Raw genomic sequence first — 25,229 nt, 5'->3', positions numbered from 1 at the left:
AATCGCCCGATGGACGAACGCATTCCGCTGCTGATCGATACCGACCCGGGCGTCGACGACGCCCTGGCCCTGCTGATGGCCTTCGCCGATACGCGGCACGAGGTCGTCGGCCTGACCATCGCCGCCGGCAACGTCGGCCTGCGGCACACGGTGGCCAATGCGCTGAAGCTGTGCGAAGTGGTGGGCCGCGACGACGTGCCGGTGTTCCCGGGCTGCGACCGTCCGCTGCTGCACCCTTCGCCCGACGCCGCCAACGTGCATGGCCGCGACGGGTTCGGCGACGTCGGCCTGGCGCCGGCCGCGCGCGGTGCCGAGTCGCGCCACGCGGCCGAGGCCATCATCGAGCTTTCGCATCGCCATGCCGGGCGCTTGCTGCTGGTGACCCTGGGCCCGCTGACCAACGTCGCGCTTGCGCTGCGCCTGGATCCCACGCTGCCCACGCGAGTGGCGCGGCTGGTGGTGATGGGTGGCGCGGTGACCGCGCACGGCAACATCACGCCATCGGCGGAGTTCAACGTGTTCTTCGATCCCGAGGCCGCGCACATCGTGTTCGAGGCCTTCCCGCGCTTTGATCTGTGCGACTGGGAGGCGACGCTCGCCCACGGCTTCCTGCTGGGCGATGCGGAGCGCTGGCTGGCCGCGCCCGGGCCGGTTGCGGCGTTCTACGAAGCCGTGTCCCGCCATACCCGTCGGTGGTCGGAAGATGCGCGCGGCGAGCGCTGGCACTCGGCGGACGCGCTGGCGATGGCGATGGCCCTGCAGCCGGACGGCGTGCTCGAAGCGGCCGAGCGTCCGGTGGAGGTGGTGCTGGGTCATTCCCCGGCGCGTGGCGCGACCCTGGTGGACTGGCAGCGCCAGCCCGGGCGGCCGGACCGGGCCAGGATCCTGCTCCGGTATGACCAGGCCCGGCTGGAGGCCCTGGTGCGCGCGGCACTGACCTGAGCGCAAAGCGCAGGAAGGCTTGCGGGGTCTGGAGCTGCCCGCTATAATGCCGCTCTTTCCTTGCTCACTCTGGTGCCGCCATGAAGGCCGACATCCACCCCCAGTACCGCGACGTCGTCTTCCAGGACGTGACCTCGGACTTCAAGATCCTCACCCGTTCCACGCTCTCCAGCAAGGAGACCGTGAAGTGGGAAGACGGCAATGAATACCCGCTCGTCAAGATCGAGGTGTCCTCGGCTTCGCATCCGTTCTACACCGGCCAGAACAAGCTGATGGACACCAGCGGCCGCGTCGACAAGTTCCGCAAGCGCTACGCCAAGTAAGCGCCGTCGCAGTCCATGTCCAGATGGCCGCCGCAAGGCGGCCATCGTCGTTGCAGGCGGATGCTTTGTCCCGTGTCGCCCCACTGAAAGTGGATACGGCGGCGCACGTCGCTATGCGATAATTGCGGCATCGCGCCAGAGCCGCGATCCGCCCGATCCCCCGCTGCCCGCGCCCCCGCGCCGCGGCGCGACGCAAAGATAAGGAGTGCGACGAGTGTCCGCCAACGAGAACAAGGCCGGCGTCGAGCCGTCCATCGCCACCCTGCAGGTCGCCGGTACCTCGGTCGAGCTGCCGGTCCTGAAGCCCACCCTCGGCAACGACTGCATCGACATCGCGAAGCTGCCCAAGGCCACCGGGCGCTTCACCTACGATTCCGGCTTCACCGCCACCGCCAGCTGCAAGTCCGCCATCACCTATATCGACGGCGATGAAGGCGTGCTGCTGTATCGCGGCTACCCGATCGAGCAGCTGGCCGAACACTCGAACTTCCTCGAGGTCGCCTACCTGCTGATGAACGGCGAGCTGCCGGACAACGCCCAGATGGCCGCGTTCGACCACGACGTCACCCATCACACGATGATGCACGAGGCGTTCAAGAGCTTCATCGGCGGCTTCCGCCACGACGCCCATCCGATGGCGATGCTGGTCGGCATGCTCGGCTCGATGGCGAGCTTCTACCACAACGACCTCGACTACGACGATCCGGAGCAGCGCCGCCTGGCCGGCATCCGCCTGATCGCCAAGCTGCCGACCATAGCGGCTGCGTGCTACCGCTATTCCATGGGTTGGCCGGCGAACTATCCGCGCAACGACCTCGGCTACGTCGAGCGCTTCCTGCACATGATGTTCGAGCTGCCCAGCGGTCCGCTGGAGCTGTCGCCGGTCGCGGCGAAGGCGATGGACCTGCTCTTCATCCTGCACGCCGACCACGAGCAGAACGCGTCCACCTCGACCGTGCGCCTGGTCGGTTCCACCGGCGCCAATCCGTACGCGTGCATCGCCGCCGGCGTCGCCGCGCTGTGGGGGCCCGCGCATGGCGGTGCCAACGAGGCCGTGCTGAAGATGCTCGCCGAGATCGGCGACGTGAAGAACGTGCAGTCGGCCGTCGACCGCGCCAAGGACAAGGAGTCTGGGTTCCGCCTGATGGGCTTCGGCCACCGCGTCTACAAGAACTTCGACCCGCGCGCCCGGATCATCCGCGAGATGACCCACAAGGTGCTGGGCGAACTCGGCATCGACGACCCGATGCTCGAAGTCGCGATGCGCCTGGAAGAGGCCGCGCTGAAGGACGACTACTTCGTGCAGCGCAAGCTGTACCCGAACGTCGATTTCTACAGCGGCATCATCTACAAGGCGCTGAAGATCCCGACCGAGATGTTCACGGTGATGTTCGCCATCGCGCGCACCGCCGGCTGGGTCTCGCACTGGCTCGAGCAGCAGACCGACCCCGAGTTCAAGATCGGCCGTCCGCGGCAGATCTACACCGGCTCGGCTTCCCGCGACTACGTCGGCGTCGACAAGCGCTGAAGCTCCCTCCAGTGTCCATGATCACGCCCCGCACCCGCGGGGCGTTTTCTTTTCAACGGGAGTACTCCCATGCCGGTCCAGTGAGCGACGGATGCCATGCATGCGCATCGCTGGGTTCGGGAGATCCTGCGATGGTCCTGGCGACCGGGAGTCGAGTCAGCGGCGGAGGCCCGAGGACGCATGGTCGGATATTTCCTCCGCTGCCATGAGCTCACGCAGCTGCGCCTGCGATGCGCGCTGCATTGGCCGCTCATCGATGCCTGACAGCGGCGCCTGGCGCAATGCGTCCAGCGGCAGCACCGTCAGGTCGAAGGCGAGATCGTCGGCACTGAACAGCCACACAGGGGCGTCGTGTTCGCGGGTGCGGTCCAGGCGTACGCGGCGAACGCTCGCCTCGGCTGGAACGCCGGCGTCGGCGAGGAATCGCGCGACGTCATCGGCGTCATCGGCATACAGGTGCAGTGTCACCGGCGTGTGTGAATCAGCCGTACCGTCGAGCACGCGCCCCACCAGCCGCGGTTGGAAGCGTTCGAAGAATGCCAATGAGTGCACTGCGGCCTCGCGGCGGACGCGCAATGCGTGGGTTTGGCTGCCGCCCAGGAACAGGCGCTGGTACTCGCGCAGCGCGTCCTCGATCTCGCGGTTGCGCGGCAGCGAGGCGTCGTCGTGGATGCCGAGGCGTTCGGCCGCTTTGAGCTTGGCCTGGTGGTAGTCCCGGATCCCGCCTTCAGCCATCAGCCGGGCGGCCTCGTGAGCGAGGCGGTGCCGGCGTTCGCGTGTATGGCGCTCGGCGCGTTGTCGGGCTCTATGCATGGCGGGGCCTCCCTGCTGGCCCCGCCAAGCCTAGCGGATGCGCGCGTCAGAAGATGTCGAAGGCTTCCTCGGCCGGCATCGCGTCGTCGAAGTTATCGAAGCTCGATTCCATGCGCTCCAGGTCCTCGGCCTTGACCCACTCGGTGATCCCGCCTTCGCCGCCGGCGAGCAGCTGCCCGCTGTTGCTGACCGAGACCTTGACCATGCCGGGAGGCGGTTCGTTGGTGGCCAGCGGCATGCCGTCGAGCGCCACGCGCATGTAGTCGATCCAGATCGGCAGCGCGGACCGGCCGCCGTATTCGCGGTTGCCCAGCGAGCGGTTGTCGTCGCGACCCACCCACACCACCGTCGAAAGGCTGCCGCCGAAGCCCGAGAACCAGGCGTCGCGGTGGTCGTTGGTCGAGCCGGTCTTGCCGCCGACGTCCTCGCGCCCCAGTGCCTTGGCCTGCGTACCGGTGCCTCGTTGCACGACGTCGCGCATCATCGAAACCAGCTGGTAGGCCACCCGGGGATCGATCGCCCGCGGCGCGATCACTGCGTCGGGATCAGGCTCCGTGGCCGGTGCTTCGCTGCTGGCTTCGGCGACCACCGCGGGCGCCGCCGGGCCGAGGTTGAAGCCGTCGATGACGGTGGCGGGAACCCCGGGCGCGCCGCCGGCGCCACAGCTGCGGCAGGCCACGGCCGGGTTCTCCTTGAAGATCACCTGGCTGTCGCGGTCGCGGACCTCGTCGATGTACCAGGGCGTCACGCGGAAGCCGCCGTTGGAGAACACGCTGTAGCCGCGCGCGACGTCAAGGGGCGCGAGTGACGGCGTGCCGAGCGCGATCGACAGGTTCGGAGGCAGCTCCGATTCCTCGAAGCCCATGTGGCTGATGTAGCGGCGCGCGTAGTCGACGCCGATCGAGTCGAGCAGGCGCACCGAGACCAGGTTGCGCGAGCGCACCAGGGCCTCGCGCAGGCGCATCGGTCCGAGGAACCTGCCGTCGTCGTTCTGCGGACGCCAGTCCTGGCCCCGGCGCATGCGGAAGACCACCGGGGCATCGGGCACGATCGAGGCGGGATTGAAACCACGCTCGAACGCCGCGGCATAGATGAAGGGCTTGAAGCTCGAGCCCGGCTGGCGGCGCGCCTGGGTGGCGCGGTTGAACTTCTGGCCGGCGAAACTGAAGCCGCCGATGAGCGCACGCAGCGCACCGGTGTCGTGCTCCATCGATACCAGCGTGGCCTGCGCGCGCGGCAGCTGGTCGAGCTGCCAGGTGGGCAGGGCATCGGCCGGTGGCGGTGCGCCGTCCTTGCCCTGCGGCTCGATGCGGCGAACGCGGGTGAGGTCGCCGCGCTTCAGCAGCGCCGCCGGGTTGCGCCCGGTCCAGCGGCTGGACGCGGCATCGAGCGTGACCATGGTGCGGTCGGACAGGACCACGTCGGCGGTGCCGTTGTCGGCGCGCAGGACGACGGCCGGCAACAGGTCCGACTGCGCCGGGATGCCACGCAGGCGCGCGGCCGCGGTGGCGGCGTCCTCGTCGGCTGCCAGCTCGAAGCTCTGTTCGACCTTCGCCCAGCCGTGGCGGTGGTCGTATGCCAGCAGGCCGCTGCGCACGGCCGCTTCGGCGGCGGCCTGCTTGACCGGGTCGATGGTGGTCGTGACGTGGTATCCGCGAGTCAGCACGTCGCCGCCGTAGCGCGCGATCATTTCCTGGCGGACCATTTCGGCCACGTAGGGGGCGTAGACCTCGACGGGGCGCTCGTGAGGGCGCGCATGCATCTCGACCGTCTGTGCCGCGGTGGCCTCGGCACGGCTGATGAATCCAAGGTCCGCCATGCGCTCGAGCACGTAGTCGCGTCGGATGCGCGCACGCTCGGGGTTGGAGACCGGGTTGCCGCTGGAGGGGAACTTCGGGATCGCGGCGAGCGCCGCGACCTCGTCGAGGTCGAGCTCGGACAGCTGCTTGCCGTAGTAGAACTCCGCCGCTGCCGCGACGCCGTAGGACCGGTTGCCGAAGAAATTCTTGTTGAGATAGAGCTCGAAGATCTCGTCCTTGCTGAGCTCGCGCTCCATCTTCATCGCGAGCAGCATTTCCTCGAACTTGCGCGTGTAGCTGACCTCGGGGCTGAGGTAGAACTGCCGCGCCACCTGCTGGGTGATGGTCGAGCCGCCCGGCACGCCTTCCTTCGAACCGGTCTTGGCGATCAGCCAGATGGCGCGCGCCACGCCCTTGTAGTCGACGCCGTCGTGTTCGTAGAAGCGGTTGTCCTCGATCGCGATGAAGGCCTGCTTGATCGCCTCCGGAACCTCTGCGATGTCGACCGGGTAGCGCCGCATCTCGCCGAACAGCGCCATCAGGCGGCCGTCGTTGGCGTAGACGTACATCGGTTCCTGCAGTTCGATGTTGCGCAGGCTGTCGACTTCGGGCAGGCGCGAGGACACGACGTAGTACAGCGTGCCCGCGGCGAGCAAGCCGAGTATGGTGGCAAGGATGGCCAGCAGCAGCAGCCAGCGGAACAGACGGCGGAAACGTGACATCGATGGGGTCCTGGGCCGGGTCGGGCCTTGGCGGGCCGTGGAGAGTCGCGCAGTATATATAGGTGGGCCGGACAACCGCGGAGCGCCGGCCCAAGGGTGACGTAGAACGTCAAGACGTGACCGAACGCGCAATGCAGCACGCTTTGGGGTGCCGCTTGTTGCCATTCGGTAAAAACTCCGTTATTTAATGCGTCGGGGCACGAAGCGCACGTAAGCGCCCGTGACATGGGGAGAAAAGCGTGGGGCTCATCACAAAAAGCCAGGCACCGCTGGTCGGTGTCGATATCAGCTCGACAGCGGTAAAGCTGTTGCAGCTGTCGCGGTCGGGTGATCGCTATCGGGTCGAGCACTACGCCGTCGAGCCGTTGCCGCCGAATGCCGTGGTCGAAAAGGGCATCGTCGAGGTCGAGGCCGTCGGTGAGGCGATCCGGCGCGCGATGGCGCGCGCGGGCAGCAAGGCGAAGACCGCCGCCGCCGCGGTCGCCGGCTCGGCCGTGATCATCAAGCTGATCCCGATGCCGGCCGACCTCGACGACGAAGAGATGGAGTCGCAGGTCGAGCTCGAAGCAGTCAACTACATCCCGTACCCGATCGAGGAAGTGAACCTCGACTTCGAGGTGATGGGGCCGATGCCGGGCAACGCCGAGATGGTGCAGGTGATGCTCGCGGCCTCGCGTTCGGAGAGCGTCGAGATGCGCGCATCCGCGCTTGAGCTCGGCGGCCTCACCGCCAGGGTGATGGACGTCGAGGCCTTCGCGATCGAGAACGCCTTCGCACTGCTGGCCAATACGCTCAACGTGCCTCGCGACGGCATCGTCGCGCTGGTCGACATCGGCGCGACCATGACCACGCTGAGCATCCTGCGCAACGGCCGCAGCCTGTACACCCGCGAACAGGTGTTCGGCGGCAAGCAGCTCACCGACGAGGTGATGCGCCGCTACGGCCTGTCGTACGAAGAGGCCGGGCTCGCCAAGCGCCAGGGTGGCCTGCCCGAAAGCTACGAGATCGAAGTGCTGGAGCCCTTCAAGGAGGCGCTGGTCCAGCAGATCAGCCGCCTGCTGCAGTTCTTCTACGCCGGCAGCGAGTTCAACCGCGTCGACCAGGTGGTGCTGGCCGGGGGCTGCGCCTCCATCGCCGGGATCTCCGAGATGGTCGAAGAGCAGTTGGGCGTGCAAACCGTTGTGGCCAACCCGCTCGCGCAGATGACGCTCGGTCCGCGCGTGCAGGCCCACGCGCTGGCACAGGACGCGCCGGCCATGATGATCGCCTGCGGACTGGCGCTGAGGAGCTTCGACTGATGGCACGCATCAACCTCCTCCCGTGGCGCGCCGAGCGTCGCAAGCAGCGGCAGAAGGAATTCGGCGTCATGCTCGCGTTCGCGGCGCTCGCCGGCTTCGTGCTCTGGTTCATGGTCAACGGCTATTACAACGCCCAGATCGACGGCCAGAACACCCGTAACGCGTACCTCAAGGACCAGATCAAGCAGGTCGAGTCGCGGATCACCGAGATCGACGAGCTCGACCGCCAGAAGGCGCGCCTGCTGGCCCGCAAGGAAGTGATCGAGCAGCTGCAGGCCAACCGTTCGCAGATGGTCCACCTGTTCGACTCGCTGGTGCGCACGATCCCCGACGGCGTGGTGCTCACCTCGATCAAGCAGGTCGGCGAGAAGCTGACGCTCGAGGGCCGCTCGCAGTCCAACGCGCGCGTCAGTACCTACATGCGCAACCTCGAGGGTTCGGGCTGGATGACCAAGCCCGACCTTTCGATCATCGAAGCCCGCGACGGCGTGGCCGGCCTGCCGTATGCCTTCACCCTCGCGGTGCAGCTCGCCAACCCGAACGCGCCGAAGGACCTCGACGGCGACGGCATTCCGGATGCGGTGCCGCCGGTCGATTCCGCGCCTGCCGTAGATGCCGTGGCAGCTGGCCCCGCCGCGGCCGAGCCCGCCGCTGACGCACCCGCCGCCGGTGCCGCGCCAACCGTGGAGGACGCGCCGGCAGTTGAAGACGAGCCCGCCGTCCAGGCCGAGTCCGCCGCTGAAGAAGGAGCCGCATCGTGAGCAAGCGGAAGATGTCGCTCAAGGAGCTCGACTTCAACAACATCGGCTCGTGGCCGCGCGAGTACAAGATCGGTTTCTGCGTGATCGCGGGCCTGCTGATCTTCGGCCTGCTGTGGTGGGTCGTGACCCGCGACAAGGGCGACGAGCTCAAGGGCCTGGAGCGCACCGAGTCCGAGCTGCGCGCCGAGTTCGAGACCAAGCAGGGCCGTGCGGCCAACCTGGAGCCGCTGAAACTCCAGCTGGCGCAGATGGAGCAGCAGTTGCAGCAGATGCTGCGCCAGTTGCCCAGCCGCACCGAAATGCCCGACCTCATCGTCGACATCTCGCAGACGGCGCTGGCCACCGGCATCCAGAACGAGCTTTTCCAGCCTGGGGCGGAGACTCCGAAGGAGTTCTACGCCGAGAAGCCGATCGCGCTGCGCATGGTCGGCACCTACCACCAGTTCGGCGCCTTCGTCAGCGGCGTGGCCTCGCTGCCGCGGGTGGTGATCATGACCATGCACGACATCCAGCTGCGACCGCGTGGGGGCGACAAGGATCCGCGGGCAGGTATCCGTCCCAATGCGGCGCTCGAGCTTGCGGGAACGGTCAAGACCTACCGCTATCTGGACGAAGAAGAGGCGGCTGCGCAGGAAGCAGCGGCGGCGGCTGCCGCAGCACCCAAGGGGAAGCGCTGACATGGGCATGACATCCAACGCCGTCCGCGGCCTGGCCTGCCTGGCCGCCATTGCGGCGCTGGCCGGTTGCGGCCGGGGAATCACCAGCGAGCCCGCTGGTGCTCCGAACCTTGACGAGTGGGTGGCCAACGTGCGTGCGCGCCCGGCGCCGCCGCTCGACCCGCTGCCGGTGATGCAGCAGTTCGAAACCTTCGAGTACGCCGCGCAGGGCATGCGCGATCCGTTCAGCGCCGCCTTCACCAATGACAACGGGGGCAGTGGCCCGCGTCCGGATTCCAATCGCCGCAAGCAGACGCTGGAGCAGTTCCCGCTCGACAGCCTCGATATGGTCGGGTCCCTCGGTGCGGGCAGCAGCCTGAAGGCCCTGGTCCTGGCACCGGACAAGGTGACCTACCAGGTCAGCTCTGGCGTTTACATGGGCCAGAACGACGGCCGCGTCACCAGCGTTTCAGAAGACCGCATCGAACTCGTCGAACTCGTGCCAGACGGCGCGGGTGGCTGGCTGGAACGGCCTGCGTCGATCGCGCTCGAAGACAATTGATTAGGGGAAGCCAGATGACGTTCACCAACACGCAACGCCGTTCGTCGACCCGGCGGGCCCTGCCCCTCCGGGCAGGCGCCTGCGGTCTCCTCGCGGGCCTCGTCGCCGCCTTCGGGTCGGTCAGCGCCGCACCGAACCCGGGCGTGCCGATGGCCAGCTTCGCCCAGTCCTCCGCCGTGGCGGTCGACCCTGCCAAGCAGGTTCCGGCCGAAGTGGCCGTGACCGACATCGACTTCAAGCGCGGCGATGGCGGGGCCGGAAAGCTCGTGCTCCGCTTCGACGGCGAGGGCGCGGCCCCCGACCTGCGCACCGAGGGCGGTGCGGTCATCATCAACGTCGGCAACGCGTCACTGCCGGCATCGCTGCAGCGGCCGCTCAACGTCACCGACTTCGCCACGCCGGTGCAGCGCATCGACGCCAACCAGGGCGCCAAGGGCACCCAGATCGTGCTGAGCACGCAGGGCGCCTTCGAGCCGCTCGCGTACCAGACGGGCCGCGACTACATCGTCGAGATCGTGCCGCGCGCCGAGGCTCCGGGCCGCGCCGTGGGTGCATCGGCTGCGAACACCGTGGCAGCCACGGGCCAGACCGCCGCGGCCCAGGCCGCCGGGGGTGAGACCCGCGCGTATCGCGGCCGTCCGGTGACGTTCAACTTCCAGGATGTGCCGGTGCGCACCGTGCTGCAGCTCATCGCCGAGCTGTCGGACCTGAACATCGTCGCCAGCGACAACGTCACCGGCAACGTCACCCTGCGCCTGATCAACGTGCCGTGGGACCAGGCGCTGGACATCGTCCTGCAGGCCAAGTCGCTGGACAAGCGCCGCAGTGGCAACGTGGTCTGGGTGGCGCCGCAGGTGGAGATCGCGAAGTTCGAGCAGGACATCGCCAATGCCCGTCTGGCGCTCGAAGAGAGTGCGGAGATGTTGACGGAGTACATTCCGATTTCCTATGGCAGCGCCGAGGACATCGCCAAGCTCTTGACCGAGGAAAGCAAGAGCAGCCAAGGCAGCCAGGGTGGCCAAGGCGGACAGGGACGGCAGAGTCAGGGCTTCCTGTCGATGCGTGGCAGCCTCAGCCATGACCGCCGCACCAATACCTTGCTGGTGATCGATATCCCGCAACGTGTGGCTGAGATCAAGCGCCTGGTGTCGGAACTCGACAAGCCTGTGGACCAGGTGGTGATCGAAGCGCGGATCGTGATCGCAAACGAGTCGTTCGCGAGGGATCTGGGTGCGCGCTTCGGCGTTCGTGGCGTCAAGGATCGATTGATCAGTTCGGGTTCGATCGACGCCAACCATAATCTGATCCGATCAGCTGCAACTGCTCCGCCGGGCACGCCGCTCAGCTGGGGCAGTGAGGGCGTACTCAACAACGACTTCAGCATTCGTAACCTCAATCCCGGCTCGATTGCCTTCACCATTCTCGGCAACACCATCGATTGGGATCTGGAACTGCAGGCGCTGCAACAGGAGAACCGGGGCGAGGTGGTGTCCAATCCGCGGGTTGTCACCAGCAATCAACGTGAGGCGATCATTCGCCAAGGTCGTGAGGTGGGCTATCTCACGGTCACGGGTGGCCAGTCGAACTCCGTGCCGACCGTACAGTTCAAGGAAGCACTGCTTGAGCTGAAGGTTACTCCGACCATCACAGCCGACGGCCGCGTGTTCCTGAACCTCGCGGTCAAGAAGGACGAGATCGAGGATTACACCGAGATTATCGGTATCGGCTCAATTCCAAATCTTGCCAAGCGTGAAGTCACCACTGCAGTGCTGATCGAGGATGGTCAGACCGTCGTAATCGGCGGCGTCTATGAGTTCAGCGACCGGGACTCTCTCTCCAAGGTGCCGTTCCTGGGCGACCTGCCGATCATCGGCAACCTGTTCAAGACCAAAGGACGCGCCAAGGCCAAGGCCGAACTGCTGATCTTCGTCACTCCGCGCGTACTGCGCGTGGCGCCGCGCAGTTACTGACAGATGTCTCCAGATGCAGTGCGCGACGGGGCCTTCGGGCCCCGTCGTCGTTTCGGGACTTGCCCGCGCTGAACCATTGCGGCCGATTCGGGTCAAACTGCTCCCGACGCGTCCTGCGCCGCAACCCGGTTTCCCATGGATACGACCAGCGACGACGACGCCCGGCTCCACGGCCTCTTCACGGGCCTGCGCGAGGCGCTCTCTGCCGAAATCATCGGCCAGGCAGCCCTGGTCGAGCGCCTGCTCGTGGCCCTGCTCGCGGACGGCCACCTGCTGGTGGAGGGCGCGCCCGGACTGGCGAAGACCAGCGCCATCCGCGCCCTCGCCGCGCGCGTCGAAGCCGACTTCGCGCGGCTGCAGTTCACTCCCGACCTGCTGCCGTCCGACCTGACGGGCACCGAGGTCTGGCGTCCGCAGGACGGGCGCTTCGAGTTCCTGCCGGGCCCGATCTTCCACTCGCTGCTGCTGGCCGACGAGGTCAACCGCGCACCGGCCAAGGTGCAGTCGGCCCTGCTGGAAGCGATGGGCGAGCGCCAGGTCACCGTCGGTCGCCAGACCTATGCGCTGCCGGCGCTGTTCCTGGTGATGGCCACCCAGAACCCGATCGAACAGGAAGGCACCTTCCCGCTGCCCGAGGCGCAGCTCGACCGCTTCCTGATGCACGTGCGCGTGGGGTATCCGGAGGCGGACGCGGAGACCGCGATCCTCCGCCTGGCGCGCGAACGCGCCGCGGCCATGCTGCAGGCGCCTTCCGTTCCGGCGCAGCGCATCCCGCAGGCCGACGTGATGGCGGCGCGCAGCGCGGTGCTGGCGCTGCACATGGCGCCTGCGGTCGAGCGCTACCTGGTCGAAGTGGTGCTGGCCTCGCGTGACGCCGGGCGCTACGACGCGGAGCTGGCGCGGCGCATCGCCTGGGGTGCAAGCCCACGCGGTTCGATCGCGCTCGAGCGCTGCGCACGAGCGCACGCGTGGCTGGCCGGGCGAGATTTCGTGACGCCTGACGACGTGCGTGCGGTTGCGCCGGACGTCCTCCGCCATCGGGTGCTGCCCAGCTACGAGGCCACCGCAGAGGGCTGGGATGGCGAGCGCCTGGTGCAGGCCCTTCTGGCGCAGGTGCCTTTGCCATGATCCGCAGCTCGGCCGCCGGATCCGGAGGGCCGGGGCGGACGGCAGGCGCCTTGGAGGCGCAGGGCGGTGATCGTGCGGAGGAGGGCGGCATCGTGCCGACGCTTCCCGAGCTGATCGCGCTTCGCGGACTCGCCCATGCGCGCGGTCGCGTGCACCGCGCCGCCGGGGGCGCGCGAAGCCAGGCGCCCTCCGCGCTGCGCGGTCGCGGGATGGAATACGCCGAGTCGCGCGGGTACGCCATCGGTGACGATGCCCGCCATATCGACTGGCGGCTGACCGCGCGCAGCGGCAAGCCGCATACCAAGCTGTTCCAGGCCGAGCGCGAGCGACTGACCCTGCTCGTGGCCGACACTGCGCCCGCGCTCTATTTCGGGACCCGGGTTCGTTTCAAGTCGGTGCAGGCTGCCCGTGCCGGAGCCATTGCCGCCTGGCGCGCGGTTGCCGACGGCGATCGCATCGCTGCGCTGCGCGGCAGCGCGGCCGTGCCCCCGGTGCCTGCGGCGTCGGGCGCGCGCGGTGCGCTGCGGGTGCTCGATGCCCTCGTGCGCTGGTATGCGCAACCCCCCGAGGACGATGGCGGCCTCGAGCTCGCGCTCGACCACGCCCGGCGGCTGCTACGTCCGGGATCACGGCTGCTGGTGCTGGCGGATCCCGCGAGCGTCGCGGCCGTTCCGGCCGCGCGCTGGCCCGCGCTGACCGCCCACCACCAGGTCGTGGTGCTGTTGCTCACCGACCCGCTGGAGATGGCGCCACCGGAGGCCCTGTTGGCGTTCGCACCGGCAGGCGGCGATGCCGGTGCCCGCATCGAGCTCGACCTCGCCGCCGCGGGCCCGCGCCGTCGCTGGCGCGATGCGTTCGCAGGCCGCCTCGACGCCACGATCGCCGCACTGGCGGCGCGCGGCGTGCACGCCGTGCCTCTGTCCAGCGACGCGCCCAGCGATGCCTGGCTGGCCAGCAGCGATGCCGGGCGGCGCTGATGGGCGACGGCCTCGTCCTTCGCGATATCCACCTGTCGACGGCGCCGTCGTGGTGGCCGCCGGCCCCCGGCTGGTGGCTGCTCGCCGCGGCGATGCTGCTTGCCCTCGCTGCGCTCGTCGCCTGGCGTCTTCTTCGCGCACGCCGGCGGCGGCGCTGGCTCGCCCTGTTCGACGCCGAGGTCGATGCAGCACCGGATCCGGCCGCGGCCGTGGCCGCGATGTCGGCCCTGTTGCGTCGCGCCGCGAAGCGCCAGTACCCGGCCGCCGACCGGCTTGAAGGCCAGGCTTGGCTGGATCTGCTCGACGCGGGGCGCGATGCGCCACGCTTCGACGGTGCCCGCGGCGCGCTGCTGCTCGAGGGCCTGTTCCAGCGGGAGGTGGATGCCGCCGCGGTCGTTGACCTGCGTTACGCGGCGCGTGAACGTTTCATGGAGTGGGTGGAGGACCGCCGTTGAGCGTGCTCGCCTCAGCCATGCCGGCATTCGCCGGATTCGCCTGGCCCTGGCTGCTGCTTGCGCTGCCGCTCCCCTGGTTGCTGCGCGCGTTTTTGCCGCCCGCGCGCGATGGCGGGCTCGCCCTGCGGGTGCCGTGGACAGCGCGTCTGGCCGAGGTCGCGGCGGCACCTGGCACGCCGGCGCGCGGGCGCGGCCTGTCCTGGGCCGCCTGGCTGGGCTGGGTGCTGCTGTGCGTGGCCGCGGCGCGTCCGCTGGCCTTGGGGGAGGTGGTGCAGCCGCCCGACAGTTCGCGCGAACTCATGTTGGCCGTCGACCTCTCCGCCAGCATGGGCGAGCGCGACATGCTCGTTGGCAACGAGGTGGTGGACCGCCTGACCGCGGCCAAGGCCGTGATCGCCGACTTCGTGGCGCGTCGCCAGGGCGACCGCATCGGCCTGCTCGTGTTCGGTCGCGGTGCGTACGTGCTGGCGCCGGCCACCGCCGACCTGGACACGGTGCGCGAACAGCTGCTGGCCACCGAAGTCGCGTTGGCCGGGCGCGAAACCGCCATCGGCGACGCCATCGGCCTGGGCGTCAAGCGCCTGCAGGCGCAGCGCGAGGGCGAGCGCGTGCTGGTCCTGCTCACCGATGGCGTGAACACCGCCGGCGTGCTCGACCCGGAGAAGGCCGCGGAGATCGCGCGCGACGAAGGCGTGCGCATCCACACGATCGCGTTCGGTGGCGATGGCGAAGCGCTATCGGTGTTCGGTTTCCGCCTGCCGAGCGGTGGCGTCGAGATCGACGAAGAGGCCTTGGCGCGGATCGCGGCGATGACCGGCGGCCGCAGCTTCCGCGCCCGCGACACCGATGCGCTGGCGGGGATCTATGACGAGATCGATCGCATCGAGCCGGTCGAAGCGCCCGGCGAGCCGGTGCGTCCCCGCCTCGAACGGTATCCCTGGCCGCTGTCGCTGGCGCTGCTTTGCGCCCTGCTCGCGGCAGTGCTTTCCTGGCGGAGGATCGCGCGGTGACCTTGCCGCTCACCGAACTGCAGTTCCTGCGGCCGGCCTGGCTGATCGCACTGCTGCTCCTGCCGCTGCTCGCCTGGACCTGGCGCCAGCGCGCACGCCGGCGCAGCGCCTGGCGCACGGCGGTGGATCCCCACCTGCTGCCCCGGCTGCTCGCTTCGCGCGGCACCGGGCGCGGCATGGGCCTGGCCGGCGCGGCTGCGCTCGTCGGTCTGGCGTTGGCGATCCTCGCCCTCGCCGGACCAAGCTGGCGCAGCGTGCCGCAGCCGCTCCAGCGCGGTGGTGGCGCACTGGTGATCGCACTCGACCTGTCCAGCGCGACGCTCGCCAACGACCTGCCGCCATCACGACTGCTGCAGGCCCGCGCGAAGCTTGGCGAGCTCCTGCGCGCGCATGCGGGCGATGTCGCGCTCGTCGCCTATGCCGATGATGCGTTCGTGGTGTCGCCGGTGACCGCCGACGCCGCCAATGTCGCGGTCTTCCTTGATGCCCTTGCGCCGGAACTGATGCCGGTGGATGGCCAGGACTCGGGTCGTGCGATCGATCTCGCCCGCGACCTGCTGGCGGGTGCCGGGCACGCACGCGGCCAGATCCTGTTGCTGACCGCGGAACCGGGCCAGGGTGGCACCCGCGCGGCTGCGCGCGCCGCGGCGGATGGCTACCAGGTCTCGGTGCTGGCGATGGGCACGGATGCGGGCGCGGGCTATCGCGGGCGCGACGGTGGGATCCACCGCAGCGCGCTTGATTCCGCCGGGCTGTGGGAGCTGGCTGCTGCAGGCGGCGGGCGCGTGCATGACTGGAATGCGCCCGCCGCGCAGATCGTGGATACGCCGGGCCGCGACGCCGCGGCCACCGCAACGGGCAACACAGCCAAAGCCGGCGAGGTGCTGGAAGACGGCGGCTACTGGCTGTTGCCCCTGGCCCTGCTCCTGCTGCTGGCCGTGTTCCGTCGCGGCGGGGTGCTGGCCGCGCTGGCGCTGTGCCTGGTGTTGCCCGTGCAGCCGGCATTTGCCGTCGACGATCAGCCGCCACAGGCCAGCCCCTGGCGTCGCGCTGACCAGGCAATGCACGCGCGCAGCGTCGAGGCGGAGTCCGCCTATCGCGCGGGGGAATTCGAAGCCGCTGCGCGTGGCTTCGCCGACGTGCCCGGCGCCGACGCCGCCTACAACCGCGGCAATGCACTGGCCCGCGCCGGTCGCTACCGGGAAGCACTGGCTGCGTACGACGAGGCCCTGGCCGAGACGCCCGGCATGGCCGATGCCGCGGCCAACCGCGCCGCCGTCGAAGCGGCCATGCAGCGCCAGCAGCCACCCGCAGGCGGCGGCCGCGGCGGCGATGCCCCGCCCGATGGCGGGCAGGGCGGCGACGCCGGGCCCGATGACGGCAAGCGCGGCGAGCAGGGTCAGGGCGAGGCCGATGCGGACCCCGGTCGTGAGCCAGGCGAAGAGGCACCCGAGGACCCACCCGAAGACCCATCTCCGGATCCCGCCGATGCCGGCACCGACAGCGCGGACCCGCCTGCGGCCGACGACGCCGACGCCGACGCCCAGGCCCGCCAGCAGGCCGCCGACGAAGCGCAGCGCGAGGCGATGCAGCGCGCCCTCGACGCCGGCGCTGCGCGCGAAGGTGCGGGACAGGCCGGCGACGGCACGGAAACGCAGGTGCAGGCGGAGTCAACCGCCGCCAGGGAACGCGAGGAGGCCAACGCCGCCTGGCTGCGCCGTATCCCCGACGATCCTGGCGCCCTGCTGCGGGCGCGCTTCCGCAGCGAACACCTGCGCCGCCGCGCCGGAGAGCGCTGAACACATGGGCACGAAGATGAAATCCCGGATCCATTCCACCTGGCTTTTGCCGCTGCTGCTGTCGCTGCTGTCGCTACCAGCCCTGGTCCACGCGGAGACCCGCGCCTGGCTCGATCGCGACAGCATCGGGCTGGGCGAAACCGTCACCCTCAACATCGAGACCGACACCGGCGCACGCCCCGACTACGCACCGTTGCAGGATGGCTTCCAGATCGAACAGCGCAGCAGCCGCCAGTCGTTCGAGCAGCGCGCCGGCCAGACGGTCTCGCGCACGCTGTACGCCGTGGCGCTGCAGCCCGAGCGCGCAGGCGCGCTGACGATCCCTGCGCTTCGCGTGGGCAGCGAGCGCACCACGCCCATCACGCTCACCGTGGCCGCGGCCAGTGCCGCGTCGGTGCGCGCGCGCGGCCCGGTGTTCATCGAGGCCGAGCTCGACGATGTCGCGCCTTACGTGCAACAGGCCGTCGGACTGCGGCTGCGGCTGTACTACGTCCCGCAGCTGCTGTCCGGGCAGTTCGACCAGGCGGCACCTGACGGCGGTGCGCTGCAACGCGCGGGCAGCGACGTGCAATACACGCGGGACATTGGCGGCCGTCGCTACCAGGTGGTCGAGCGCCGCTACGTGCTGGTGCCGGAGCGCAGCGGCCGGCTCGAACTGCCTCCGGCCCGTTTCCGTGGCCGCGGCGCCGGGAGCTGGTTCGACGACCTGTTCGGCGATGGCCAGCGCACGCTCTCCGCCGAGGGCCCCCGGCTCGTGCTCGAAGTGAAGCCCGTGCCCGATGCCGCGCCGCGACCGTGGCTGCCGTTGCACGGCGTGGAACTTCGCTGGCGGGAGGCGCCCGAAGGCGTGCGCGCCGGCGATGCGGCCACGGTCGAGCTCGAGCTCGTGGCCGATGGCGCGACCGCGGCACAGCTGGAGCCGCCGATGATCACCGTCGACCAGGGCGCACAGGTCTTTCCCGAACCGGCACAGCACGACGAGATGATCGAGGATGGCCGGCCGCGCGTGCGCATGGTGCGGCGCTTCGCGGTGCTGCCGGCGCGGGAGGGCCCGCTGCGCATCGAAGGGCCGCGACTGCAGTGGTGGGACGTCAACGCCGACCGGATGCGCGAAGCGACGGTGCCCGCGTTAGAGCTCGACGTTGCCCCGGCCGTACCCGGAACCATCGCCGCGTCGCCACGTGGCGACGCGGGCCTGGTGCGCGTACCGGGCGTGCAACACGGCGTTGGTGGATGGGCGCTGGCGACGGTCGCCTTCGCCCTGCTGTGGCTGGCCACGCTGGCCTGGGCGCTGCAGTGGCGACAGCGGGCGCAGGCGGGCGACGCCGGCGCGGGTGGCGGTGACGCCGCTGCGGGGACCCCGGGCGTGCGGCGCCCGTGGCAGGGTTCAGCGCTGCGCAGGGCGCTGGATACCGGCGACCTGGGCGAGGTCGCCGCCGCACTGTGCGCACTGGCCCCCGCCGGCACCCCGGACCTCGATGCGCTCTCGCGGATGCTGTCACCCGGTCCGCAGCGCGAAGCCATCGCCGCCCTGCAGTGGGCGCGCTGGGGGCAGGGCGAAGGGGGGGCTTCGCAGGCGCGCGCGGCGGTGCGCGAAGCCTTTGCCCGCGGTCCCGACTGGCTGCCCGGGAACGGCGCCGCCGACGAGGCGCTGCCCCCGCTCTACCCCCGCTGAGCGGGTCGCGGGACGTGCTTTGCTAAGCTCCGCCGTCCACACCGTTCCGGGGAACACCGCATGACCGAGCCGACCGCGTCCACGGGGCAGCGCATGCCGCTGCACTGGAAAATCGCCATCGGCTTCGTCGCGGGCCTGCTGCTGGGCCTGTTCGTGCACTACGGCATCGGCCGCGAGGCCGGCTGGGTGCAGGGCCTGACCCAGTACGTCACGCAGCCCTTCTCGACCCTGTTCCTCAGCCTGATCTTCATGATGATCGTGCCGCTGCTGTTCTCGGCGCTGGTGGTGGGCGTGTCGGAGATGGGCGACGTGAAGTCGCTCGGGCGCATCGGCTGGAAGACCCTGGTCTGCACCGTGGTGCTCTCGGGCATCGCCGTGCTGCTGGGCCTGGTGATGGTGAACGTGTTCAAGCCCGGCGTGGGCGTCGATCCGGCGCTGGCGCAGCAACTGCTGGCCGACAGCGCCGAGCGCACCGCGGCGATCGTCCGCGACAGCGGCGCGCAGCCCACCGGCGTGCAGATGCTGCTCGACATCGTGCCGCAGAACGTGATCGGCGCCGCCGCCAACAACGCCAACATCCTCGCGCTGATGTTCTTCGCGCTGATGTTCGGCGTCGGCATCGTGATGAGCCCGGACACGGCGCCGATCCGGACGCTCCGCCGCGGCATCGAGGGCATCTTCGAGATCTCGATGACGCTGATCGGCCTGATCATCCGCCTGGCGCCGGCGGCGGTGTTCTGTTTCATGTTCAATCTCGCAGTGCTGTTCGGCTGGGACCTGCTGCTGCGCCTGGGCGCCTTCGTGCTGGTGGTGGTGGGCGCGCTGGCCGTGCACATGCTGGTGGTGTACTCGCTGGCCCTGAGGTTCGTCGGCGGCTACTCGCCAGTGAAGTTCTTCAAGGGCGTGCAGGAAGCGATGCTGATGGCGTTCTCCACGGCGTCCAGCAACGCCACCCTGCCCACCGCGCTCAAGGTCGCCGACCGCGACCTGCACCTGCCGACCAAGGTCTCGCGCTTCGTGCTGACCATCGGCGCCACCGCGAACCAGAACGGCACCGCGCTGTTCGAGGGCGTGACGGTCATCTTCCTGGCGCAGTTCTTCGGCGTCGACCTGACGCTGGGGCAGCAGTTCATGGTGATGCTGGTCTGCATCCTTGGCGGCATCGGCACCGCCGGCGTGCCCTCGGGATCGCTGCCGGTGGTGGCGCTGATCTGCGCCATGGTCGGGGTGCCGCCGGAGGGCATCGGCCTGATCCTTGGCGTGAACCACTTCCTCGACATGTGCCGGACCACGGTCAATGTCACCGGCGACCTCGGCATCGCGGCCATTGTGTCGAAGGGGGAGCTGGATGCGCCGACCGACCTCGCGCCGGACAGATCCGAAGCGGCGCTCTGAAGCGGTGGGCTCAAGCGGTGGGCTCAAGCGAGAGGCTGAAGCGAGAGGCTGAAGCGAGGGGCTGCAGCAAGGGGCTGAACGAAGGGGCTGAAACCTGTGGGAGCGGCCATGGCCGCGATCCGGGCAGCGACGATCGCGGCCATGGCCGCTCCCACAGGGGGTGCTTCTGCCAGCATCGTTTCCACCAGGCCGCTCCCATCAGGACTGCTCCCACCAGGGACTGCTCCCATCAGGACCGCTCCGGGAGACTCGGCGGGCAGGGGATGGGACAATGGCGGCTTCGCCCGCCGCCCCTGCCGCCGAGACCATGACCAGCCCCAGCCGCCGAGACCTCGCCAACGCCATCCGTTTCCTCGCCGCCGACGCGGTCCAGGCCGCCAACTCCGGGCATCCCGGCATGCCGATGGGCATGGCCGACATCGCCGAAGTGCTGTGGAACGACTACCACAGCCACAACCCGAACAACCCGAAGTGGTTCAACCGCGACCGCTTCGTGCTCTCGAACGGCCACGGCTCGATGCTGCAGTACGCGCTGCTGCACCTGGCGGGCTACGACCTGCCGATCGAAGAGCTCAGGAACTTCCGCCAGCTCGGCCACCGCACACCGGGCCATCCCGAAAACTTCGTCACCGACGGCGTCGAGACCACCACCGGGCCCTTGGGCCAAGGCTTCGCCAACGCCGTGGGCTTCGCGCTGGCCGAAAAGTTGATGGCGCAGCGCTTCAACCGTCCCGAATACGCGGTGGTCGACCACCGCACCTGGGTGTTCCTGGGCGACGGCTGCCTGATGGAAGGCATCTCGCACGAGGCCGCCTCGCTCGCCGGCACCTGGGGCTTGGGCAAGCTGGTGGCGTTCTGGGACGACAACCACATCTCCATCGACGGCGACACCGCCGGCTGGTTCACCGACGACACCCCGGCGCGCTTCGAGGCCTACGGCTGGCGCGTGATCCGCGACGTCGACGGCCATGACGCCGCTGCCATCAAGGCCGCCATCGAGCGCGCGCTGCAGCACGACGACAAGCCGGTGCTGGTCTGCTGCCGCACCACGATCGGCTTCGGCTCCCCCGCCAAGGCCGGCAAGGAGTCCTCGCACGGCGCGCCGCTGGGCAACGACGAGCTCGAGGCCACGCGCAGGGCGCTGGGCTGGGAGCATGGCCCGTTCGAGATCCCGCAGGCGATCCGCGACGGTTGGCGCGCGAACAACGCCGGCACCGTGCGCGAAGAGCAGTGGAACCGGATGTTCGACGGCTATGCGCAGCGCCATCCGGAGCTCGCCGACGAACTGACCCGCCGCTCGCATGCCGAGCTGCCCGAAGGCTTCACCGCCGCCGCGGACGCGTACATCGCCAAGCTGCAGGCCGACAGCCCCAAGGTCGCCTCGCGCAAGGCCTCGCAGATGGCGATCGAAGCCTTCGCGCCGCTGCTGCCCGAACTGGTCGGCGGTTCGGCCGACCTCGCCGGCTCCAACCTCACCCTGTGGAGCGGCAGCAAGTCCGTGACCGGGGGCGATCCCGACGCGAACTACATCTACTACGGCGTGCGCGAGTTCGCGATGACCGCGATCTCCAACGGCCTGTCGCTGCACGGCGGCTTCATCCCGTACGACGCCACCTTCCTGGTGTTCAGCGACTACGCCCGCAACGCCGTTCGCATGAGCGCGCTGATGGGCGCGCACGCGATCCATGTCTACACGCATGACTCGATCGGACTGGGCGAGGACGGCCCGACGCACCAGCCGATCGAGCACATGGCCAGCCTGCGTCACATCCCCGGCAACGATGTCTGGCGTCCCTGCGACGCGGTCGAGTCGGCGGTGTGCTGGAAGGCCGCCATCGAACGCCGCGACGGCCCCAGCTGCCTGGTGTTCTCGCGCCAGAACCTTGCGCCGCAGGCACGCGACGCCGCGCAGGTGGCCGCGATCGAGCGCGGCGGCTATGTGTTGAAAGAGTCCGTCGGCGCCCCGGAACTGATCCTGATCGCCACCGGCTCGGAAGTGGGGCTGGCGATGGACGCTGCCGCGCAGCTGGGCGATTCCGTGCGCGTGGTGTCGATGCCCTCGAGCGATGTCTTCGACCGCCAGGACAAGGCCTGGCGCGAGTCGGTGCTGCCCGATGCCTGCCGCCGCCGCGTGGCGATCGAAGCCGGTGTCAGCGACTTCTGGCGCAAGTACGTGGGCCTCGACGGCGCCGTCATCGGCATCGACCGCTTCGGCGCCAGCGCGCCGGCCGAGGTGCTGTTCCCGCACTTCGGCTTCACGGTCGAGGCCGTGGTCGCCGCCGCGCACGCGCTCTGAAGCGCGCGGAGCCCGGGACAGCCATGGCACAGCGAGAGTGGGTGGCGCGCGCCATCCACACCATCGAGGCCGACTTCAACCGCTCGGCCGACACCCATCTGATCCCGATGGAGCTGCCCGGGTATCCGGGCATCGATGTCTACCTGAAGGACGAGTCGAGCCACCCGACCGGCAGCCTCAAGCACCGGCTGGCGCGCTCGCTGTTCCTGTACGCGCTCGCCAACGGCTGGCTGCGCGAGGGCCGGCCGGTGATCGAGGCGTCGAGCGGTTCCACCGCGGTGTCCGAAGCCTACTTCGCGCGCCTGCTTGGCCTGCCCTTCATTGCCGTGATTCCGGCCTCGACCTCGCCGGAGAAGATCGCCGCGATCGAGTTCCATGGCGGTCGCTGCCACCTGGTCGACACCGCCTGCGCGCTCGACGCCGAATCGCAGCGCGTGGCGCGCGAGAGCGGCGGCCACTTCATGGACCAGTTCACCTACGCCGAGCGCGCGACGGACTGGCGCGCGAACAACAACATCGCCGAGTCGATCTACCGGCAGATGGCCGAAGAGCCGCACCCGGTGCCGGCATGGATCGTCTGCAGCCCGGGCACCGGGGGTACCGCGGCCACGCTCGGCCGCTACGCGCGCTACCGCCGCCACGCCACCCGCGTGCTGTGCGCGGATCCTGAGGAATCGGTATTCCACGACGCCTACCGCGCGGCGGTGGCGGGCGAACCGTGGCGCCAGTTCACCCATCACTGCGGTTCGCGCGTCGAGGGCATCGGCCGGCCGCGCGTGGAGGCGAGCTTCATCCCGAGCTGCATCGACGGCATGGTCAAGGTGCCCGATGCGCTGGCGCTGGCAGCGATGCGCCACGTCAGCGCGACGCTCGGGCGCCGCGTCGGTGGTTCCACCGGCACCAACTTCGTCGGCGTGCTGCACGCCGCCCGTCGCATGCGCGAAGCCGGGCAGGACGGCTCGATCGTGACCATCCTCTGCGACAGCGGCGAACGCTACGCGCACAGTTATTACGCGCCAGCCTGGTATGAGGCCAACGGCATCGACGTCGAACGGGCGGATGCGGCGATCGCCGTGGCGGTCGCGGGCGGCGAGCTCCCCGTTCTCGCACCGCTCGGCGACGCCTGACCCGCCCCGAAGGCTTCCTGTGGGAGCGGCTCTAGCCGCGACAGCCAGTTGCTGGGCATCGGCCGACATGCGGCGCTCCGTAATCGCGGCTATAGCCGCTCCCACACAAGCGCGACCGCCACGGCGACCGCCGCTCCGACTCGTGCGCGATCGCCGCTCTCGCACGAGGGCGGCGGGTACTTGACAACGGGTTTGTTTACGCTTGTAATCGATCCATGGTTTACAGGTGTAATCGATATGTCGATCAGTGATTCCGAAGCCGTGGTCATGGATGTCCTCTGGGGCGAGCATCCGCTGGCCGCCGAGGACGTGGTCGCGCGGCTGTCCGCGCGCAGCGACTGGGCCGAGCCCACCATCAAGACCCTGCTCAACCGCCTGCTGAAGAAGGGCGCCGTGCGCGCAGATCGCGATGGCCGGCGCTACCTGTATTCGCCGGTGCTCAGCCGCGACGCCTGGGTGGCGGGCCAGAGCGAAAGCGTGCTTGACCGTCTGTTCGGTGGTCGCGTCGCCCCGCTGGTGGCGCACTTCAGCGAGCGCGGGAAACTCAGCCAGGATGACATCGACGCCCTGCGGCGCCTGATCGAGGAGCTCGACGATGACCGTCGCTGAGTCCCTGCTGCGCTGGCTGGTCGACGGCAGCCTCGCGGCCACCGCCGCGGCGCTGCTGGTGCTGGCGCTGCGGCGGCCCCTGCAGCGGGCATTCGGTGCGCGCGTGGCCTACTGCGCCTGGGCGCTGGTGCCGCTGGCCCTGTTTGCAGCCGCGCTTCCGCGGCCGCAGGCGGGGCAGGTGCTCGCGCCCCAGTTGCTGGCCCTGCACCCGGGCGTGCTCGTCGTCGCAGGCTCCGACGCAGCCTCGGCAGGCGTCGCGGCCTCCGGCGTCAACTGGGTCGTGCTGATGGCCGTCGCATGGCTGCTTGGAGCCGCGTTGGCCGCGCTGCGCTTCGTGCATCGGCAGCGGCGCTTCGTCGCGGCGCTGGGGCGATTGGAACGCAATGCCGATGGCAGCTGGCGCGGCGAACGCGTGGTCGGCCCGGCGGTGGTCGGCGGCCTCCGCCCGCGCATCGTGCTGCCCGCGGATTTCGAAACCCGCCACGCGCCGGAAGAGGTCGCGCTGGTGATCGCCCACGAGCGCGCCCACCTCGCGCGCGGCGATAGCCGCGCCAATCTGGCGGCGGTTGCCCTGCGCTGCCTGCAGTGGTTCAACCCCCTGCTGCATTTCGCCGAGCGCCGCTTCCGGCTCGACCAGGAACTCGCCTGCGACGCCACCGTGCTCGCGCGCCATCCCCACGCCCGCCGCCGCTACGCGGACGCGATGTTGAACGTGCAGCTGGCCGTCCCTGGACTGCCGGTCGGTTGCCATTGGCAGTCCAGCCAATCCTTGAAGGAGCGCATCCTCATGTTGAAACAACCACAACACGGCGCCGGTCGCCGACGCGCCGGAGTCATCGTGCTGGGCGTCGTACTGGCAAGCTGCAGTTACGCCGCCTGGGCGGTCCGGCCCGTCGCCGTGCCGGAACCGCCTCCGGCCCCATCTGCACCGGAAGCCCCGCCCGCACCGCCTTCCGCGGCCCCGGCACCGCTGGCGCCACTGGCCACGCCGCCTGCGCCGCCTGTTCCCCCCGTTGCCCCCGCGTCGCCTGCACCGCTGCCAGGCGACGTGCCCGTCAATCGCACGCCACCGCCCCGGTATCCGGCAGAGGCCGCGGCGGCGAAGCAGGGCGGGCGCGTGCTGTTGAAGCTCCTTGTCGGCGCCGATGGCCGCGTCAAGGACGTCGTCGTGGAGCGCTCCGAGCCCGCGGGCGTGTTCGACGCGGTCACCGTGGAGGCCGCGAAGCAGTGGGTGTTCTCGCCAAAGCTCGTGGATGGCAAGCCGGTCGAGGGCTGGGTACGCGTGCCGGTGGACTTCGAAGCCTCGCAGGACGAGCCAGCCACGGGCCAGGGCCAGGCCAGACCTGCCGCGTCATAGGTCCTCTCGCCCGGGTGGCCACGTCTT

General features: G+C 69.6%; 21 protein-coding genes. 19 read left to right on the top strand and 2 right to left on the bottom strand.

Going from position 1 to position 25,229, the window contains the following annotated elements:
* Nucleotides 1-9: 9 nt before the first annotated feature.
* From ACW5F0_RS06320 to ACW5F0_RS06310, 3 genes are all read left to right on the top strand, one after another.
* Nucleotides 10-942 (top strand): nucleoside hydrolase, encoded by a 933-nt coding sequence (locus ACW5F0_RS06320; RefSeq protein ID WP_456999307.1) that lies wholly within the window; start codon nucleotides 10-12, stop codon nucleotides 940-942.
* A gap of 80 nt (nucleotides 943-1,022) precedes the next feature.
* Complete coding sequence (locus ACW5F0_RS06315; RefSeq protein ID WP_132985584.1) at nucleotides 1,023-1,265, top strand: type B 50S ribosomal protein L31; 243 nt, start codon at nucleotides 1,023-1,025, stop codon at nucleotides 1,263-1,265.
* A gap of 253 nt (nucleotides 1,266-1,518) precedes the next feature.
* Entirely contained in the window at nucleotides 1,519-2,793 is a 1,275-nt protein-coding gene (locus ACW5F0_RS06310) for a citrate synthase (protein WP_456965272.1), read from the top strand.
* A gap of 156 nt (nucleotides 2,794-2,949) precedes the next feature.
* Here ACW5F0_RS06310 and ACW5F0_RS06305 read toward each other — a convergent pair whose 3' ends face one another.
* Entirely contained in the window at nucleotides 2,950-3,606 is a 657-nt protein-coding gene (locus tag ACW5F0_RS06305) for a hypothetical protein (RefSeq protein WP_456999305.1), read from the bottom strand.
* A 46-nt stretch (nucleotides 3,607-3,652) separates the two neighbouring features.
* Nucleotides 3,653-6,127, bottom strand: a complete 2,475-nt coding sequence (locus ACW5F0_RS06300) for a penicillin-binding protein 1A (RefSeq protein ID WP_456999304.1) — start codon at nucleotides 6,125-6,127, stop codon at nucleotides 3,653-3,655.
* Between the two features lie 239 nt (nucleotides 6,128-6,366).
* Here ACW5F0_RS06300 and ACW5F0_RS06295 point away from each other — a divergent pair, with 239 nt between their 5' ends.
* The 16 genes from ACW5F0_RS06295 to ACW5F0_RS06220 all read left to right on the top strand — a co-directional run bounded on the left by ACW5F0_RS06295 (nucleotide 6,367) and on the right by ACW5F0_RS06220 (nucleotide 25,202).
* Nucleotides 6,367-7,425: a pilus assembly protein PilM gene (locus tag ACW5F0_RS06295; protein WP_456964963.1), complete on the top strand. Its 1,059-nt coding sequence runs from the start codon at nucleotides 6,367-6,369 to the stop codon at nucleotides 7,423-7,425.
* Complete coding sequence (locus ACW5F0_RS06290) at nucleotides 7,425-8,186, top strand: PilN domain-containing protein (protein WP_456964964.1); 762 nt, start codon at nucleotides 7,425-7,427, stop codon at nucleotides 8,184-8,186. The genes ACW5F0_RS06295 and ACW5F0_RS06290 overlap by 1 nt, the downstream gene beginning before the upstream one ends.
* A gap of 11 nt (nucleotides 8,187-8,197) precedes the next feature.
* Nucleotides 8,198-8,863, top strand: coding sequence for a type 4a pilus biogenesis protein PilO (locus ACW5F0_RS06285; protein WP_456965273.1), 666 nt, complete (start codon nucleotides 8,198-8,200; stop codon nucleotides 8,861-8,863).
* Nucleotides 8,864-8,870: 7 nt separating this feature from the next.
* Complete coding sequence (locus ACW5F0_RS06280; RefSeq protein WP_456965274.1) at nucleotides 8,871-9,404, top strand: pilus assembly protein PilP; 534 nt, start codon at nucleotides 8,871-8,873, stop codon at nucleotides 9,402-9,404.
* 14 nt (nucleotides 9,405-9,418) lie between these two features.
* Entirely contained in the window at nucleotides 9,419-11,374 is a 1,956-nt protein-coding gene (locus ACW5F0_RS06275) for a type IV pilus secretin PilQ (RefSeq protein ID WP_456964965.1), read from the top strand.
* A gap of 135 nt (nucleotides 11,375-11,509) precedes the next feature.
* A complete protein-coding gene (locus ACW5F0_RS06270) occupies nucleotides 11,510-12,502 on the top strand; it encodes an AAA family ATPase (RefSeq protein ID WP_456964966.1) in 993 nt (330 codons plus the stop codon).
* A 50-nt stretch (nucleotides 12,503-12,552) separates the two neighbouring features.
* Nucleotides 12,553-13,479 carry a DUF58 domain-containing protein gene (locus tag ACW5F0_RS06265; RefSeq protein WP_456999489.1) on the top strand — a complete coding sequence of 309 codons (927 nt, stop codon included), beginning with the start codon at nucleotides 12,553-12,555 and terminating at the stop codon, nucleotides 13,477-13,479.
* Nucleotides 13,479-13,934 (top strand): DUF4381 family protein, encoded by a 456-nt coding sequence (locus ACW5F0_RS06260; RefSeq protein WP_456964967.1) that lies wholly within the window; start codon nucleotides 13,479-13,481, stop codon nucleotides 13,932-13,934. The genes ACW5F0_RS06265 and ACW5F0_RS06260 overlap by 1 nt, the downstream gene beginning before the upstream one ends.
* A gap of 17 nt (nucleotides 13,935-13,951) precedes the next feature.
* Nucleotides 13,952-14,944, top strand: coding sequence for a vWA domain-containing protein (locus ACW5F0_RS06255; RefSeq protein ID WP_456999488.1), 993 nt, complete (start codon nucleotides 13,952-13,954; stop codon nucleotides 14,942-14,944).
* Nucleotides 14,941-16,743 carry a VWA domain-containing protein gene (locus ACW5F0_RS06250; RefSeq protein WP_456999303.1) on the top strand — a complete coding sequence of 601 codons (1,803 nt, stop codon included), beginning with the start codon at nucleotides 14,941-14,943 and terminating at the stop codon, nucleotides 16,741-16,743. Before ACW5F0_RS06255 ends, ACW5F0_RS06250 begins: the two co-directional genes overlap by 4 nt.
* Nucleotides 16,744-16,747: 4 nt before the next feature.
* Nucleotides 16,748-18,418, top strand: coding sequence for a BatD family protein (locus ACW5F0_RS06245; protein WP_456999302.1), 1,671 nt, complete (start codon nucleotides 16,748-16,750; stop codon nucleotides 18,416-18,418).
* Nucleotides 18,419-18,478: 60 nt separating this feature from the next.
* Nucleotides 18,479-19,813, top strand: a complete 1,335-nt coding sequence (locus ACW5F0_RS06240) for a dicarboxylate/amino acid:cation symporter (RefSeq protein WP_456964970.1) — start codon at nucleotides 18,479-18,481, stop codon at nucleotides 19,811-19,813.
* Between the two features lie 307 nt (nucleotides 19,814-20,120).
* Complete coding sequence (gene tkt, locus ACW5F0_RS06235) at nucleotides 20,121-22,109, top strand: transketolase (protein WP_456965277.1); 1,989 nt, start codon at nucleotides 20,121-20,123, stop codon at nucleotides 22,107-22,109.
* A 23-nt stretch (nucleotides 22,110-22,132) separates the two neighbouring features.
* On the top strand, nucleotides 22,133-23,236 hold the full coding sequence (locus tag ACW5F0_RS06230; RefSeq protein WP_456964971.1) for a PLP-dependent cysteine synthase family protein: 1,104 nt from the start codon (nucleotides 22,133-22,135) through the stop codon (nucleotides 23,234-23,236).
* Between the two features lie 237 nt (nucleotides 23,237-23,473).
* Nucleotides 23,474-23,845: a BlaI/MecI/CopY family transcriptional regulator gene (locus ACW5F0_RS06225; protein WP_456999300.1), complete on the top strand. Its 372-nt coding sequence runs from the start codon at nucleotides 23,474-23,476 to the stop codon at nucleotides 23,843-23,845.
* Nucleotides 23,832-25,202 (top strand): TonB family protein, encoded by a 1,371-nt coding sequence (locus ACW5F0_RS06220; RefSeq protein WP_456999299.1) that lies wholly within the window; start codon nucleotides 23,832-23,834, stop codon nucleotides 25,200-25,202. The genes ACW5F0_RS06225 and ACW5F0_RS06220 overlap by 14 nt, the downstream gene beginning before the upstream one ends.
* The last annotated feature ends 27 nt before the right edge of the window (nucleotides 25,203-25,229 follow it).

The organism is Luteimonas sp. A534 (assembly GCF_054072805.1).
This window is presented reverse-complemented; position numbering and strand designations above follow the sequence as displayed.

Coding starts and splice junctions, on each gene's coding strand:
- ACW5F0_RS06270 (WP_456964966.1), top strand. CDS start 11,510: ATGGATACGACCAGCGACGACGACGCCCGGCTCCACGGCCTCTTCACG.
- tkt (WP_456965277.1), top strand. CDS start 20,121: ATGACCAGCCCCAGCCGCCGAGACCTCGCCAACGCCATCCGTTTCCTC.
- ACW5F0_RS06280 (WP_456965274.1), top strand. CDS start 8,871: ATGACATCCAACGCCGTCCGCGGCCTGGCCTGCCTGGCCGCCATTGCG.
- ACW5F0_RS06230 (WP_456964971.1), top strand. CDS start 22,133: ATGGCACAGCGAGAGTGGGTGGCGCGCGCCATCCACACCATCGAGGCC.
- ACW5F0_RS06320 (WP_456999307.1), top strand. CDS start 10: ATGGACGAACGCATTCCGCTGCTGATCGATACCGACCCGGGCGTCGAC.
- ACW5F0_RS06275 (WP_456964965.1), top strand. CDS start 9,419: ATGACGTTCACCAACACGCAACGCCGTTCGTCGACCCGGCGGGCCCTG.
- ACW5F0_RS06255 (WP_456999488.1), top strand. CDS start 13,952: ATGCCGGCATTCGCCGGATTCGCCTGGCCCTGGCTGCTGCTTGCGCTG.
- ACW5F0_RS06225 (WP_456999300.1), top strand. CDS start 23,474: ATGTCGATCAGTGATTCCGAAGCCGTGGTCATGGATGTCCTCTGGGGC.
- ACW5F0_RS06220 (WP_456999299.1), top strand. CDS start 23,832: ATGACCGTCGCTGAGTCCCTGCTGCGCTGGCTGGTCGACGGCAGCCTC.
- ACW5F0_RS06290 (WP_456964964.1), top strand. CDS start 7,425: ATGGCACGCATCAACCTCCTCCCGTGGCGCGCCGAGCGTCGCAAGCAG.
- ACW5F0_RS06285 (WP_456965273.1), top strand. CDS start 8,198: ATGTCGCTCAAGGAGCTCGACTTCAACAACATCGGCTCGTGGCCGCGC.
- ACW5F0_RS06300 (WP_456999304.1), bottom strand. CDS start 6,127: ATGTCACGTTTCCGCCGTCTGTTCCGCTGGCTGCTGCTGCTGGCCATC.
- ACW5F0_RS06315 (WP_132985584.1), top strand. CDS start 1,023: ATGAAGGCCGACATCCACCCCCAGTACCGCGACGTCGTCTTCCAGGAC.
- ACW5F0_RS06260 (WP_456964967.1), top strand. CDS start 13,479: ATGGGCGACGGCCTCGTCCTTCGCGATATCCACCTGTCGACGGCGCCG.
- ACW5F0_RS06240 (WP_456964970.1), top strand. CDS start 18,479: ATGACCGAGCCGACCGCGTCCACGGGGCAGCGCATGCCGCTGCACTGG.
- ACW5F0_RS06245 (WP_456999302.1), top strand. CDS start 16,748: ATGGGCACGAAGATGAAATCCCGGATCCATTCCACCTGGCTTTTGCCG.
- ACW5F0_RS06305 (WP_456999305.1), bottom strand. CDS start 3,606: ATGCATAGAGCCCGACAACGCGCCGAGCGCCATACACGCGAACGCCGG.